This is a genomic window from Methanofollis sp. W23 (assembly GCF_017875325.1).
Lineage (GTDB): Archaea > Halobacteriota > Methanomicrobia > Methanomicrobiales > Methanofollaceae > Methanofollis.
The window spans coordinates 480415-495540 of the sequence record NZ_JAGGMN010000001.1 but is presented as its reverse complement, the minus strand read 5'-3'; the positions used below and the strand labels follow the sequence as shown (position 1 = coordinate 495540).

Below are 15126 nucleotides of genomic sequence, written 5' to 3'. Positions count from 1 at the left end.
CGCTCACCAGAACCTGCGGGTGAGGAGATAATTCCTCTCTGCTTTCAATATTTCCCGGTAAAAACTCTCTTCGCCCCGTGACCGCGCAAGGACCCGTGCGGCGGTCTCGGGACCGACTCCCCGTGCGGCCAGGGCGACGACGGCCGGTTTCCCATAGGAGAGGACGAGGTTTGCGTTCTGCATAAACCGTCTCTCGGCCGCCCGCTCCTCCGCACTTTTTTTCTTTTTCTTCATGGCACGGGTCGTCTCCTCTTCCCAGGGTTTGAGGGCGGCGATGAGGCGGGCCGAACACTTCGGGCACTGCGGTTTCTCGGCCACCCGCTCGACATGCGTCCTACTCGTCCATGCCTTGCAGTGCATGCAGAAGAGGACGACCCTGTCGCCGGCAAGACGGCGCTTGAGGGTCGAGATGACGGCATGGTCGATGGAAGGGGGCGGGACAAGGTCGTGCGACGACGAAAGCCCCTCGGCCCCGATCGCCGACAGCCTCCCGACCTCGACGCCGACCTCTCCGTTCTGCACCGCCCTGAAGACCTCGGCGGCCTTTTCGACGTCCATATACGCCCTGAAGAGTTCGTTGTAGGCCTCGTCGGCGACGACCGTGTCGTTGAAGGTTTCGAGCAACCGGTGGAGGCTGAACTTCTCGTAATCGGCGTCGGCGTCGATGGCCCCGAACTTCTTGGCCACCTGGACAAGTTTCCACTTGAAGAGGGCGGTGTGGCGGAGGGCGAGACGGAGGATCCCGCCAAGGTGCGTCGGGTCGGTGGCAAGGAGAAGGTCGCGGACGTCGGCGGGCTTCACGCTCTTCGGGAGTCTCAACACCGCTCTGTACGCCCCGGTCTCGGTCCCGATCGAGGTGCCGGTCCGTGCCGAGATGAGGATGGAGAGCACCCGTGCGATCGCCTCGTTTGCCAGGTGCCCGGCGCAGATGTTGCAGACCACGCCTTCGTCAGATTCTTCGATGGTGATGAGGCGGTCGGTCGGGACCGGCGCTCCGCTCTCGTCCATCCGCGCAAACATCCGGTCGGCGAAGGCGATCGCCCCGGCGTCAGGGGTGTAGGCGGCAAGGTCACGCGTCCGGCGCAACGCCCCGACCTCCTGCGCCACCTCGTACGGGACCGGGATCTGCTCGCCCTCCCATGAAGGGAGTTCGCCCCTCGCCTCCCGTGCCGGTTCGACGGTGAGCGTCCCCTCCTCGAACTCGAGCACCCGCCAGAGTTCGCCGCGTGTGATGAAGACCGCGCCAGGGTAGAGGGAACTGACCACGAACGACTCGTCCAGCGTCCCGACCGTCCGCCTCGCAACGATGTCGAAGACCGGCACCTTGCGTTCGTCATGGATCATCGAGAGGTTGGAGTAGAGGTAACGCCGGGCGCGGCCTGTCGTGACCACCCGCGTCGCCGGTCCCTCGGCTTCGAGCCTGATCAGGCGGTGGCCGACCATCTGGCGGCAGACCCGGTCCAGGAGCGGTCCGGCGTCCTCGAAACATCCTGAGCGTTCGACGACCTCGCGGATCTTTTCCAGGGGGACCTCGCCGTACTCCACCGCCATCGCGTCGACGGCATTGGCGAGGACGTCGGCGGCATTGACATAGGGCTCGACCCTCTCCACCTCGCCGGCCCGCGCCCGGCGGATGATCACCAGAGACTCGAGGAGGTCGTCGAAGCCGGTGGCAAGGACGGTGCCGCGCGAGACCGCATGGAGGTGGTGCCCGGCGCGGCCGACCCGCTGGACCAGGCGCGCCACCTCTCTCGGGCTCCCGAACTGGAGCACATGGGCGATGTGCCCGATATCGATCCCGAGTTCCATCGAGGAGGTGCAGATGAGCGCCCGCACCCCCCCGGCCCTGAACCGGTCTTCGGCATCGACCCGCACCTCTCTGGAGAGCGAACCGTGGTGGACCTCGACGTCCCCGCGCTCGTGGAGAGCGTGGCCCAGCGCCTCGGCGGTCACCCTGGTGTTCACGAAGACCAGGGACGAGGGTTCGGCGTCGATCATCTCCTCGACGCACTTCGCCTGCTCGCCAAACTCGCCGGCGCAGCACCGCACCCCGAGGTCGAGGTGTGCGGCGACCGGCACCTCCACCAGGGTGAAAGGCCGCTCCCCGCAGAGGAAGCGTCCGATCTCGTCAGGGTTCCCGACGGTGGCCGAGAGCCCGACCCGCTGGAACTCGCCGGCGTACTCCTGGAGACGTTCCAGGGCCACGGCGAGCTGGGCGCCACGCTTGTTCCCGGCAAGTTCGTGGACCTCGTCGACGACGACATGGGTGATCTGCTCGAGATGTTTCCTGAGCCTCTTGCCCATGAAGAGGGCCTGCACCGTCTCAGGAGTGGTGATGAGGAGGTCTGGCGGATGGAGAGATTGTTTTCTCCTCTCACTCTGCGGAGTGTCGCCGTGGCGCACCCCGACCGTGAGTCCGAGCCGCTCGCACCACCAGGTGAGGCGCCCGAGGATGTCGCGGTTGAGGGCACGCAGAGGAGTGATGTAAAGTGCCCTGAACCCGGGGCCAGAGGAGGAGAGGAGGGTGTTGAAGACCGGGTACATCGCGCTCTCGGTCTTGCCGGTCCCGGTCGGGGCGATGAGCACCAGGTGCTCGCCGGCAAGGAGCGGGGGGATGGCCCCCATCTGCGCCTCAGAGAGATCCTCAAACCCGCGCTCCTCGATGAGCGCCCGCACCTCCGGCCTGAGGAGTTCAAGCACGTCGCTGTTCTCTGATCTCTCCGAAGGTCCCGATATATGTCCCGTCACGTAGCCATACCTCGGCATGTTCTTCATCGATGCACCGCGCCAGCGGCCCAAGCCCGCTCTGGGGGAGTTCGAGGACGTCCACGCCCCCGGAAAATTCGCAGGCGGCCGGGATTGCGAGGAGACGCGTCCCTTCGTACTCGCCGATGAGCGGGGTGTACACATAGGCAGGTTCGGCCCGCAGCGAACACCCCACCTCGTCGCAGAGGGTCACCGCCGGATGGAGGTGCCCGGCCACGACCAGACCGCCGCGGAGAGCGGGCGCCAGATGGGTGTGGCCGTGGAGGTAACCGACCCCGTCGATGACCACACCGTCTGCCTGGAGAAGTTCGTCCTCCTCCAGGAACCTCGCGATCCCGCCGTCATGGTTGCCAGGGACGACCCGGAGCGGGGCCCGTGCCCGCACCGCCGCAAAGACCTGCGGGAGTTCGGCGAACTCCTGCCTGCTTGTCAGTGGGACCGAATGCTTCACGTCGCCGAGGAGAAGGACAAGGTCAGGGTTCGTCTCTTCGATGGCGGCGATGAGGCGGGCGGCCCGCGCCCGACTCCTGCTATGCACATGCACGCCTGCCCTTGCAAGCCCTGACTCGATCCCGAAATGGAGGTCGGCGACGACGAGCACCCGCCGGCACTCCTCGACGAGGAGGGCCGGGAGGTCGGGGAGAAACTGCGGGCGCATCAGATCAGCCTGACCTGCCCGGTCGAAGGCATATAGCAATCACCCTCGGCCATCAGTCTCTCGATCGCCGCCTCGGCCTCGGCCTGCCCGACGCCCCGCTCCGCCGCCGCCGCCACAAGGTCGGCCTCGGCGGCGCGCCGCCCCGGCGCCTCTTCCAGGAGAGCGACGATGAGGGCACGGGCGTCGAGCGGCGCCGATCCCTCCCCGTCCTCGTCCTCGTGCACACTTGCAAGGGCGTCCTTCACCATCTGCACATATTCTGAAAGGAGATCAGGTGTCAGGGCATACTGCTCGGCCGCAGCACGGGCGTCCTGGTCCTCCCCCTCGCCGGCAAGGAGGTCCATCACCGCCTCGATCCGCGAGAGTGTCAGGTCAGCGGTCCGCAGCACCCAGGTGTCGCGCACCTGGCGCGAGGCCAGCACCACAGACTCGGGCACCAGGCAGACTCCCATCTCACCCTGCACCACTCTCCCGCTCGCCGCCACAAAGGCCGGGGGCGACGCCGCCTGCAACGCCGACGCCGCCTCGCTCTCCCGCCACCCAGCAGAGAGGAGGAGGGTGCCCGTGGGATCGGCGGCCCTGGCATAGACCCGACCCTCGCCGGTCCATACGGCGGTAAGAGCCCCGGCAAAGAAGACCCGCCGCCCGCACGCCCCGGTCGGAGAGAGGAAGGTGTCCTCCTCAAAAATGCGTGTCTGTGCGAGTTCTCCGGCGAAGAGGCGCACGGCCGCCTCCAACCCGCCGGGCGGTCCGCTCCGCTCATTCATGGGATATTCGTGTACTCCCTCCGGTAATAAAGATCAGGATGAGAGCATTATTCTTGGGGCGGAGACAATTGAATCTATAATGGAGGGCAACAGCACCATCTGGATCGAGAAGTACCGTCCGCAGACGCTCGCCGATATGGTGGGCCAGGCGGAGATCGTCGAGCGGTTGAGGTCATATGTCAGGAGCGGCGACCTCCCTCACCTGCTCTTCACCGGTCCGGCCGGGGTCGGCAAGACCACCGCGGCGGTCGCCCTCGCCAAGGAGTTCTACGGCGAGACCTGGCAGATGAACTTCAGGGAGATGAACGCCTCAGACGAGCGTGGGATCGACGTGGTCCGCAACCAGATTAAACAGTTTGCCAGGACTTCCCCCCTCGGCGGGGCGACCTTCAAGATCCTCTTCCTGGACGAGGCCGACGCCCTCACCAACGACGCCCAGGCGGCACTGAGACGGACGATGGAGAACTATGCCATGACCTGCCGGTTCATCCTCTCCTGCAACTATTCTTCCAAGATCATCGACCCCATCCAGAGCAGGTGCGCGATCTACCGGTTCAAACGTCTTGACGAGAGCGCAGTCGCCGAGCAGGTCAGGCGGGTCGCCGCAATCGAGAAACTTACGGTCTCAGACACTGCAGTCCGGGCGATCGCCGAGATCGCAGAGGGAGATATGAGAAAGGCGCTCAACGCTCTCCAGGGCGCGGCGATCCTCTCCCCTGAGATCGACGAGACGATGGTCTACGAGACCACCTCGACCGCCCGCCCCGACGAGATCGCCGAACTCCTCGGCTCCTCGATGGCCGGCGACTTTGCAGGCGCCGAAGGCACGCTCAGGTACCTGATGCACGACCGCGGCATCGCCCCCAACGAACTCATCAACCAGTGTTTCAAGGCCGTCGTCAGGGGCGAGATGCCCACCGCCCTCAAGGTCGCCTATATCGACCACCTCGGCGAGGCCGACTTCAGGATCTCGGAAGGGGCCGACGCCGAGATCCAGATGGAAGCTCTCATCGCCCTTTTCGTCCTCTCTGCGCAGAAACATGCGTAAAGAGGCCCTCAACCCATTCCCCAACCACAGAGGAGGTACATGGCAGCAAGAGAGAATGCAGACGTGACCGACGTGGTCGCCGACTGGGAGAAGTTCCTCAAGCGGCGCTACAACAAGAAAGAGCGGATAGAACTCGCCAAAGAGTTTCCGCACAAGCGGTCCCTCTACATCGACTACCACAACCTCGAAGCCTTCGGACGCAAGGGTCTGGCCCTCGCCGACCAGGTCGTCGCGAAGCCCGAGAAGGTGATGGCCGATGTGAAGGACGCCCTGGTCCGCCTCGGGATCATCGGCGAGAAGGACCGCAGACGGGTCCATGTCAGGTTCACCAACCTGACCAGGAAGACGAAGATCAGAGACATCAGGTCCAACCAGATCAACACCTTCGTCGCCGTCGAGGGGATCCTCAGGAAGACCACCGAGGTGAGGCCGCGGATCACCGCCGCGGTCTTCAGGTGCCTGGAGTGCGGGCAACTCACCCCGCCGTATTCGCAGAGTTATAGGAAGTTCCAGGAGCCCTTCAGGGTGTGCGCTCAGTGCCAGAAGAAGACGCCCCTCGAACTCGTCCCAGAACACTCCACCTTCGTCGACGCCCAGAAACTGCGGATCCAGGAGTCGCCCGAGGGTTTGCGCGGCGGCGAACAGCCCCAGACCATCGACGTCGACGTCACCGACGACCTCACGGGTTCGTCGGCGCCTGGCGACCGTGTGGTGGTCAACGGGATCCTCCGTTCAGTCCAGCGGGTGAACGGTTCGACCAAGTCCACGCTCTTTGACATCTATGTCGAGTGCAACTCAGTCGAGGTGGCCGAGAAGGAGTTCGAGGAGGTGAACATCTCTGAAGAGGACGAGGCGGCGATCCAGGAACTCTCGCAGGACGAAAAGATCTACTCCAAGATCGCACGCTCCATCGCCCCGACGATCTATGGGAACACCGACGTGAAGGAAGCGGTGGCCTTGCAACTCTTCGGGGGGATCCCCAAAGAGATGCCTGACGGGTCGCGGTTGCGCGGCGACATCCACATGCTCCTTGTCGGCGACCCAGGGATCGCCAAGTCCCAGCTCCTCCGCTATATCGTGCAGCTCTCCCCACGCGGGATCTATACCTCAGGCAAGTCCTCGACCTCTGCCGGGCTGACGGCGACCGCGGTGAAAGACGAGTTCGGCGACGGGCGCTGGACCCTTGAGGCCGGTGCCCTGGTCCTTGCCGACATGGGTATGGCGGCAGTCGACGAACTGGACAAGATGGACAAAGAGGACAGGAGCGCCCTTCACGAGGCGATGGAACAGCAGACGGTCTCGATTGCCAAGGCCGGGATCACGGCGACCCTGAAGTCGCGCTGTGCTCTCCTCGGGGCGGCCAACCCGAAGATGGGACGCTTCGACGAGTACGCTCCTATCGCCGAGCAGATCAATATGCCGCCCTCCCTCCTCTCAAGGTTCGACCTCATCTTTATCATGACCGACAAGCCAGACTCGACACTGGACATGGCCATCGCCGAGCATATCCTCAAGTCCCACTCGGTCGGCGAACTCATCGAGAAGAAGAGGCGGATGCCGGTCGAAGGAGTGGACGACGCATACATCGAGCAGCAACTCAGGCCGGTCACCCCTGACATCGACCCCCTCCTCTTCAGGAAGTACATCGCCTATGCGAAGCGGAACTGCTTCCCGACGATCACCCCTGAGGCAAGGAACGCCCTGCGGGACTATTATCTCACGCTCAGGAACCTCGCCGACACCAACAAACCGGTGCCGGTGACGGCCCGGCAGCTCGAGGCCCTGGTCCGTCTCGGCGAGGCGAGTGCACGGATCAGGCTCTCTGAGACGGTCGAGATCGAGGACGCCGAGCGGGTCATCAAGATCGTCGATACCTGTCTGCGCCAGGTGGCCTATGACGCCGAGTCGGGCACCTTCGACATCGACAAGTGGACGACCGGGATCTCGAAACAGCAGCGCGACATCGTGCGGACGGTCAAGGAAGTGATCCGCGACCTCGGCGGCGAGGACGGTCTGGCAAACCTCGAACAGGTGGTCGAGGAGATGCTCAAACAGAGTTTCCCGAAAGAAAAGATCGAGGCGGCGATCAAGATGCTCAGGAACCAGGGCGAAGTGGTCGAGACCAGGCCAGGGGTGGTGCGGTTGCTGGAGCGTGATTACTGATGGCAGACGAGATCACCGACGTGGTCGGCGAGTGGGTCTCCTTCCTCTCCAGGTACTGCAAGCGCGAGGTCGCCGAGATCGAGCGAGAATATCCGTTCAAGCGTTCGCTGTACATCGACTACCAGACCCTCCAGGCCTCGGGGGCCTCGGGGTTGCGCCTGGCAGACGAAGTGATCGAGAAGCCGGGCAAGGCGATCGGGGATATAAGGGACGCCCTCCGCCGGATGACGGTTATCGACGAGGCGAAGGTCGGGAAGGTCAACATCCGCCTCCACCATATCGAGCGGGTCACCGGGATCAGGGACATCAGGGCCTTTCATATCAACAGGTTCGTCTCGGTCCAGGGGATCATCAGGAAGACCACCGACGTCCGCCCGAGGATCGTCGAGGCCCTCTTCCAGTGTCCTGGGTGCGGGGCCGAGACACGGATCAGGCAGGGGTTCGGGCTCTTCGAGGAGCCCACCGCGTGTCCAACCGAGGAGTGCCAGCGCAAAAAAATGAAACTTATCCCGACGCGGTCGCGCTTTGTCGATTCGCAGAAGGTGCGGGTCCAGGAATCGCCTGAGGGCCTGCGCGGCGGCGAGCGTCCGCAGACCCTCGACGTCGAGATGGCCGACGACCTCACCGGGTCGATCGCCCCTGGCGACCGGGTGGTCCTCAACGGGATCCTCCGTTCGAAACAGCGGGTGAACTATGGGACCAAGTCCACGCTCTTCGACCTCTACCTGGAATGTTCCTCGGTCGAGGCGCCGGAAAAAGAGTTCGAGGAGGTGAACATCTCTGAGGAGGACGAGGCCGAGATCTGGGCGCTTGCAAAGGACCCTCATCTCTACGGGAAGATCACGGGCTCGATCGCCCCGTCCATCTACGGGAACACCGAGGTGAAGGAGGCGATCGCCCTGCAGCTCTTCGGGGGGGTGGCCAAGAACCTGCCAGACGGGTCGCGGCTGCGCGGCGACATCCATATGCTCCTTGTCGGCGATCCCGGGATCGCCAAGTCGCAGATGCTCAGGTACGTCGTCAAGCTCTCGCCGCGAGGGGTCTATACCTCTGGCAAGTCCTCGACCTCTGCCGGGCTGACGGCGACGGCGGTGAAGGACGACTTCGGCGACGGGAGCTGGACCCTTGAGGCCGGTGCCCTGGTCCTTGCCGACATGGGAGTCGCCGCCGTGGACGAGATGGACAAGATGGCCAAGGAGGACCGGAGCGCCCTCCACGAGGCGATGGAACAGCAGACGATCTCGGTGGCGAAGGCCGGGATCACGGCGACGCTCAGGTCGCGCTGCGCCCTTCTCGGAGCGGCCAACCCCAAACTCGGGCGGTTCGATGCCTACGCCCCCATCGCCGAGCAGATCAATATGCCGCCCTCGCTCCTCTCGCGCTTCGACCTCATCTTCATCATGACCGACAAGCCTGACGAGAAGCGAGACTCGGCCATCGCCAACCACATCGTCTCGGCGCACCGGGTGGGCGAGTTGATCATGCAGCAGCAGACCGGCCCGGTCTCCCCTGGCCACGCCGAACTCCTCGCGGCGGAGAGTGTCACCGTCGACCCGCCCATCCCGCCAGAAGTGCTGCGCAAATATGTCGCCTACTCGAAGCGGCATATCACGCCCCTCATCACCGACGAGGCGCGGGAGATCCTCATCGCCTATTATCTCAAACTCAGGCACCTGGCAGACGAGAACAAACCGGTACCGGTGACGGCCCGGCAGCTCGAGGCCCTGGTCCGTCTCGGCGAGGCGAGCGCACGGATCAGGCTCTCGCGCACGGTCGAGCCTGAGGACGCCGAGCGGGTCGTCAGGATCGTCGACCTCTGTCTCAGGCAGGTGGCCTACGACGCCGAGACCGGTACCCTGGACATCGACAAGTGGACGACCGGGATCACCAAGAAGAAACGCGACCTCCTCCATATGATCAAGGACACGATCAAATCCCTCAGCGGCGAGGACGGCACGGCCAGGACCGCCGAGGTGATCGAGACCCTGGCCAGCGAGGGCTTTAACCGCGAGGAGGTCGAGGAGAACCTGGAGAAGATGTGTCGCTATGGCGAGGCGATGCAGCCGCGGCGCGGGATCGTGCGGTTGATCTGAGGATCAACGGTTTCTCAGTCCTGGTGAATTCCTCTATTCTTCCCCTTCTGATAGAGCGGCAGTGGGTTCAGAAACGCTCACCGCCTCCCGGCACAAGATGGCGGTGAAGATCCTGTGATGGGAGCGGCCCTCTGTCTCCATCATGCCTTATACCTTCGTCAACGTACTTATATTCCCCCAACATGAATATTTTGTTATAATGACAGACCCCCTAACCGGAGCGATATTCCTAAATTTAGTTTCTTCAGGGATCACTTCAGGTATCAAAAAATTTTCCTCAGGTATCCTCCGTCAGCAAGATATTGAGGATTACTTGCATTCCATTTCATACAAAGACAGATTCAAAGAAGAAGTAATTCTTGATGAGATATCTGATGAAGACATAGATGCCCTTGATGTTTTTTTTAAATCAGATGAGATTATAGAGATTATTTCTCAAATCTATATAAAATCCGATAACTTACCCTCAGAAATTGAAAATGAATTTGTTCAATTTTTCTGTGAGAAAAAGCCATTAAAAGAGAAATCAAATGAAAATCTTGCCAAGAAATTATTTTCATACATCCGAGAGATATGTAACAGAGTACTTCAAGAGTTGATTTCTAAGGATGAGCTTCTTGCGCATGAATACAAAGCAGAAGAGCGCCATAAAGAAACCAAAGAACAGTTTAAGAAACTAAAAGAAATGATTTCATCCTCTCAGGTACTTCCTGGTATCATTTCAAGTACTGTTCGTATTGAGTATATTGATGATGAACTCAAGGATTCATTGGCGCTAATTAAAACTAAGCAATATGAGGATGCCAAAAGAAAAATAATCTCTGTCATTGGAATTCTTAATAATAAACCACAAGACAATAAAAAAATGCTATCAACAGCATATAATTTGTTAGCAATAGTTTATAATCGGGATAAAGAATTAGGCGGGAATTATGATACCGCCGAATATTATGCCAAACAATCTTTGGAACATAATCCTTCATATGAAGAAGCAAAATGGACATTGGCATCTGTCTATATCAACAAAGGTGGAACAGAGAACTACGAAAAATCATTCTCTATAGCAAAACCTCTATGGGATAATTCTGATGAGAAAGATCCCAAAAAACTTGAAATATATTTGTTGGGTATCGGGTTAACAAAATCACCCTCTGAAACAATAGAATTTTTTGAAAATTCAAATAATATTCAAGATATTACGAAAAAAGATGATATTCTGTCGAATGTTATTGCGAAGTTCTATCTTTCAACGAAAAATCCAGGGCAATCACTCCGATTCATCAATAATTCGATTGAGTTGAACCCTCAAGATCCAGATCATTACGCGGTAAAAGCTGAAGCGTATCGAGAGATTGCGCTTGCAGAAGATTGTTTATCTTCCGAGTTTGAACTGGTGCCAAAACTAAAGAAAACAGATTGTGTTGAAAATGCATTAAATAATTATAAACTCGCTTTGTCGCTATGTACTGGAGAGACAGGTTCACTCTTCCAAGAAAGAATAAAAAAAGACGTTTACATCTGCTCAAGTTGGCTTAATAAATCAAAAGAAGGTGAATTCCGACAAATTCGATCGACTATTAATTTGTCGATTTTATCTGAGAATGAACAAAATATAATCGAATTTCTGGATTTTGTAAATGAATTGAATTGTCGTAATTTTAGTTCGGCCTCGTACAAATTATTTTCACTTAAAGAATGGGAAAAATATCCCTACAACACAAAATTAAAACTGGGTTGGATTTTCCTAAATCGAGGCAGTCCTGAAGAAGCAAAGAGAATATTCAAACCTCTGGAATCTGAAGCTGAATCCAAAAAAGATGTTCGATTCTGGATTTATATGAGCATTATTGAAGCATTATTAGGAAATAAAGCCGGAATGCTTCAGCACATCAATAAAGCGAGAAGTGTAGCCAAAGGATCTGAAGATGAAGAGCGGATTTTTGCTCATCATTATGCTATGATACAAAGATACATTGACAACGATAAAGATAAAGAAACTGACAGATTTATATCTAGCATTAAAGAATATGACAAAAGATTCCCCGATCAAAAAATTCTCAAAATGATCCCTGTCGACGAAAATGATGACAAAACACCTCAAGAAATTATAGATTACGTTACAGACGCCATTGAAAGTGACCAAAGATCAAAAAAAGTCATTCAAGAGTATCAAGTGCCCCTGTATATCCTTGCAAATGCTCATCATTTGAGATTTCCCGTGTTGATGGATAGATTAAATGATCCTAGTTTTCATTTGCGCTATTTCCCTCCAGATGAAGAATCACAACAGGAGATAAAAGACAATTTCAATGGTGGGAATGTTTTCGTTTTTGATTATTCTTCGTTATTAAATCTATCAAAAATGGGATTGCTTGAGGAGTTAGAAAAAATCCCAGGTACACTACTAATAACCAAATCACTTTTCGATACAATACAGTCTGATCTTATTTCGTACGAGAATCAGGATCTAAGAAGATTATGGGATTTTATCCGACATTCAAGTTCCATCACAATAAAGGACATTGATGCTAACCCTGCAAAATATACTGCTATTTCCAAACATCTAGATGAATGGATAGTCGACTCAATAGATTTGGCATCAAATGGAGACAATTCTGTGTTATTCACGGATGATTTTAATCTTATCAGATTATCGAAGTCATTTAAAGTTAAAGGAACAACAACGTTCATTTTTTTGAATTATTTATTGGATGAAAATTACATTGACTCAAAATCGTATGGGATTGCAATCGGAACTTTAGCGGATCGGATGTACATTATTTTACCATTCGATGGTGAAGATCTATTTCACATTGTAATGAATGATGATTGTAAAATTCATTTAAGGTCCTACCACTTAATAAATCACATCACAATACCCGAAGTAAGACCTGCTGCATATATTCGTCAATTGGAATATTTTATCGACAAATTGTGGGAATCTGGATCATTATATGAGGACAAAACAAGATGGTTAATGCTAATTACAGAAAGAATGATTTTTACAATTCATCAGAGATGTGAGATGAAACAGATGGCTGATGCCGAGATTTTAAAATATGATCTTAAACAAATTTGGAAAAAAGTCATATCTCAAAGTAAATCATCAGAATTAGATCTTCTTGAGAAAGAATGTGGAAATTTGCTCGAAAGCGAATCCTCGAAAATTTTTGGGGAGTATGTACAATCCATAATAACACAGAGACGATCTAATTTGCTCAATGGTGACTCCCATTCGTCCCAATCGTGAAAAATGGAACTGCTCGGGCGCGGAGGAATTCCGGAAAAAATTGCAGTGATATTTCATTCGTGCCCGCGAAATGATCCCAGCTGCGATCGAGATCCAAAACTCTTCATCAGGTACCAGGACATCCTCTTCGCCTTCACCGTCGATGAAGAGGCCGGAGAAGTACGAGGCGGAGGTGCGGAGGTACCGAATTCTCCCGACCTGAACAAACCCTACCCGACCTACTATAAAATCAGAGATAATGCCAACCGTACCGATTCCGTTTATCTGGGTGATGACCTGATGATGAAATATAACGACACGTCGTTCCTCTTCTTCAACGAATCGTTTAAGCAGGGAGCATGAACCGAAGAGACGGCACGAGGAAAAACTCGTTCGCCATTTTTCTGGTGCTTACCGTCCTGTGGTGAGCATCTCCATCACGGGGTGCTGAAACGATCGGTTCTCCGACGCATCGATCCGTGAAGGCACGGGATGATCTATCCTCACATCTTTTTCTAGGAGAGAACTCACAAACAAATCCTATATTCGATGAGCACCACACTCTTCTCCACAGACCCTTGAACAACAGTCCCGCCGCATGCCGGCGAGAAAATGCATCGTCGTCTTGTTTGCACCTGTGCACCGGCATACACCCGTTTGCACACCACGACTGCCACCGAATAAGAGATATTTTGAATCCCATTCTTCAATCAAACTTTTTTACCAGCGATTTGATCCTCATCTGCACCCTGATCCCGATCGCGCACACACATCCACAGAGACCCTGCCCGATCGAGCGTGGTGGGTGTTCCTTCAATCTGGTGCAATAGAGTACTATGAGAGAGAGATCTCTCTCTCCTCTCTCTAGAATAGGTACTCTAAGACCACTCCTCCGTCCGCTTTCATTGCACGTTTTCAGTACAATTTCGGTGCATACCAGGTGCACATGTGCCAATCGTCATGCGGGCGAACGTCCCTCATGACACCCCGTCACTCGCCAGCCATACCTGAGGACTCTGTAGAATCGGGCATGAACCTCCGGCTTACGCATACACGATTGAACATGATCGTGGGTCGCCATGGTGTGTGGACCTGTGCCCCCCTCTCGTCATGATCACCTATCCTGCCTTCCCCGCCCCTCTCTTAATCTTACGAGAACGAGCGAAGGGGGAAGAGGCAGGAGCATGGTCTCGGTCTCCTGCTCCTCTCCATCGCCAAGGATATCAGCAACAATTATCGCATGTGGAATATATTATGGTGCGTGGACCCATGCACTCCTCATATTCCATTCCCGGACTCCTGATTCTTCTCCTCTGCACCGCGGGGTGTAGCGGGGTGATGGAAGAGAGCGGGATGATAAGGGCTCTGTAGAAACCCTCACTTATCGTAGGAAAAATGCGTGTCATTCGCCTTCCCATAGCCTCCCGCCGGGGGCGCTGCCCCCGGACCCCCGGGATGAAGATTGGGCCGGGAAGGCTGAAAAGAAGATCCTGATAGACGGGATGCCATCCTTGACCTATCGTGTGGCGGGGGGTCCGGGGGGTGCAAACCCCCGTCGGGAGGACGGGCGTATCGTCCGGATGAACCTCATTTTTTCAGGCGTGATCGATGGAGCGCGTCAGCACTTCAATGCCTACTACCAACAGGACGGCACCGTGAGCGTCACACCGACCAAAGACCGCGCGCTCCCTAGCATCCCCCATCCAGACCAGGTCTTCAAAGACCTCGAAGCAGTCGGTCCAGACGGATTGTATGGGAAAGGGAACTGGACCATTCGCCTGAATGAGATCAGGGGCGTGACCTATGCTCCCCCCGCCGTCAGGGTGTACCTCATGGAGAACTAAACCCTCACTCCTCTTGAGTGGGCCTCGACCGCAGGTGCCTCCTCGCCGGTCTTTTACCTCTCAGTCTGCACGGTCCCTATCCCCGACAAGACCGTGAAGACCGAGCACGGGAGCGGCGCGGGTATAGAGGAGGTCGGGATCGATGGGAGCGAAGTGAGGTGCTCGATCCTTTTCACCCCCGGAGAACTGGCAAAGACCTCATACAAGAGGGTCGAGGAGGGAGAAGTACGAAGATTCTGAAATAAGAGCCCCGTAAAAACGCTCACCCTTTATGGGAGCACGCGTGATTCTCCCGCCTTCCCTCATGAATCGCCCCAGTGGCGTGCCGCTCCCCGGACTCCAGGGGTGAAGATTGGGCCGGGAAGGCATATTCTAAATTCTTGAAGAGGGACTGCCGTCCTCGACCTATCATGGTGCGAGGGTTTGGGGGGCGGCATGATGCTCGACTTCGATCACTCCTCATTCGTAAAAGGATGAGGGTCAAGAATTGATCAAATTTGAGATGATATTTTCATCCCATATGCCTGAAGCGTGCTCTCGACTCATGCCAGATTCTAC

General features: G+C 56.4%; 10 protein-coding genes. 7 read left to right on the top strand and 3 right to left on the bottom strand.

Annotated elements, in window-relative coordinates; translation table 11 throughout:
• Positions 1 to 3: 3 nt before the first annotated feature.
• From J2129_RS02040 to J2129_RS02030, 3 genes are read right to left on the bottom strand one after another with little or no spacing between them, the layout of a single operon-like run.
• Complete coding sequence (locus tag J2129_RS02040) at positions 4 to 2766, bottom strand: DEAD/DEAH box helicase (RefSeq protein ID WP_209631219.1); 2763 nt, start codon at positions 2764 to 2766, stop codon at positions 4 to 6.
• Positions 2693 to 3424, bottom strand: coding sequence for a metallophosphoesterase (locus J2129_RS02035; RefSeq protein WP_209629159.1), 732 nt, complete (start codon positions 3422 to 3424; stop codon positions 2693 to 2695). The genes J2129_RS02040 and J2129_RS02035 overlap by 74 nt, the downstream gene beginning before the upstream one ends.
• Positions 3424 to 4191, bottom strand: a complete 768-nt coding sequence (locus J2129_RS02030) for a hypothetical protein (RefSeq protein WP_209629157.1) — start codon at positions 4189 to 4191, stop codon at positions 3424 to 3426. Before J2129_RS02030 ends, J2129_RS02035 begins: the two co-directional genes overlap by 1 nt.
• Before the next feature lie 79 nt (positions 4192 to 4270).
• Between J2129_RS02030 and J2129_RS02025 the strand changes: the two genes are divergently transcribed.
• The 7 genes from J2129_RS02025 to J2129_RS01995 all read left to right on the top strand — a co-directional run bounded on the left by J2129_RS02025 (position 4271) and on the right by J2129_RS01995 (position 14808).
• Complete coding sequence (locus J2129_RS02025) at positions 4271 to 5239, top strand: replication factor C small subunit (protein ID WP_209629155.1); 969 nt, start codon at positions 4271 to 4273, stop codon at positions 5237 to 5239.
• A gap of 39 nt (positions 5240 to 5278) precedes the next feature.
• Positions 5279 to 7402, top strand: a complete 2124-nt coding sequence (locus tag J2129_RS02020) for a minichromosome maintenance protein MCM (protein WP_209629153.1) — start codon at positions 5279 to 5281, stop codon at positions 7400 to 7402.
• Positions 7402 to 9495: a minichromosome maintenance protein MCM gene (locus J2129_RS02015; RefSeq protein ID WP_209629151.1), complete on the top strand. Its 2094-nt coding sequence runs from the start codon at positions 7402 to 7404 to the stop codon at positions 9493 to 9495. Before J2129_RS02020 ends, J2129_RS02015 begins: the two co-directional genes overlap by 1 nt.
• Positions 9496 to 9694: 199 nt before the next feature.
• Positions 9695 to 12745, top strand: coding sequence for a hypothetical protein (locus J2129_RS02010; protein ID WP_209629149.1), 3051 nt, complete (start codon positions 9695 to 9697; stop codon positions 12743 to 12745).
• Between the two features lie 3 nt (positions 12746 to 12748).
• Positions 12749 to 13087, top strand: coding sequence for a hypothetical protein (locus tag J2129_RS02005; RefSeq protein ID WP_209629146.1), 339 nt, complete (start codon positions 12749 to 12751; stop codon positions 13085 to 13087).
• Between the two features lie 1217 nt (positions 13088 to 14304).
• Entirely contained in the window at positions 14305 to 14568 is a 264-nt protein-coding gene (locus J2129_RS02000) for a hypothetical protein (protein WP_209629144.1), read from the top strand.
• Positions 14569 to 14661: 93 nt separating this feature from the next.
• On the top strand, positions 14662 to 14808 hold the full coding sequence (locus J2129_RS01995) for a hypothetical protein (protein WP_209629142.1): 147 nt from the start codon (positions 14662 to 14664) through the stop codon (positions 14806 to 14808).
• Positions 14809 to 15126 lie beyond the last annotated feature (318 nt).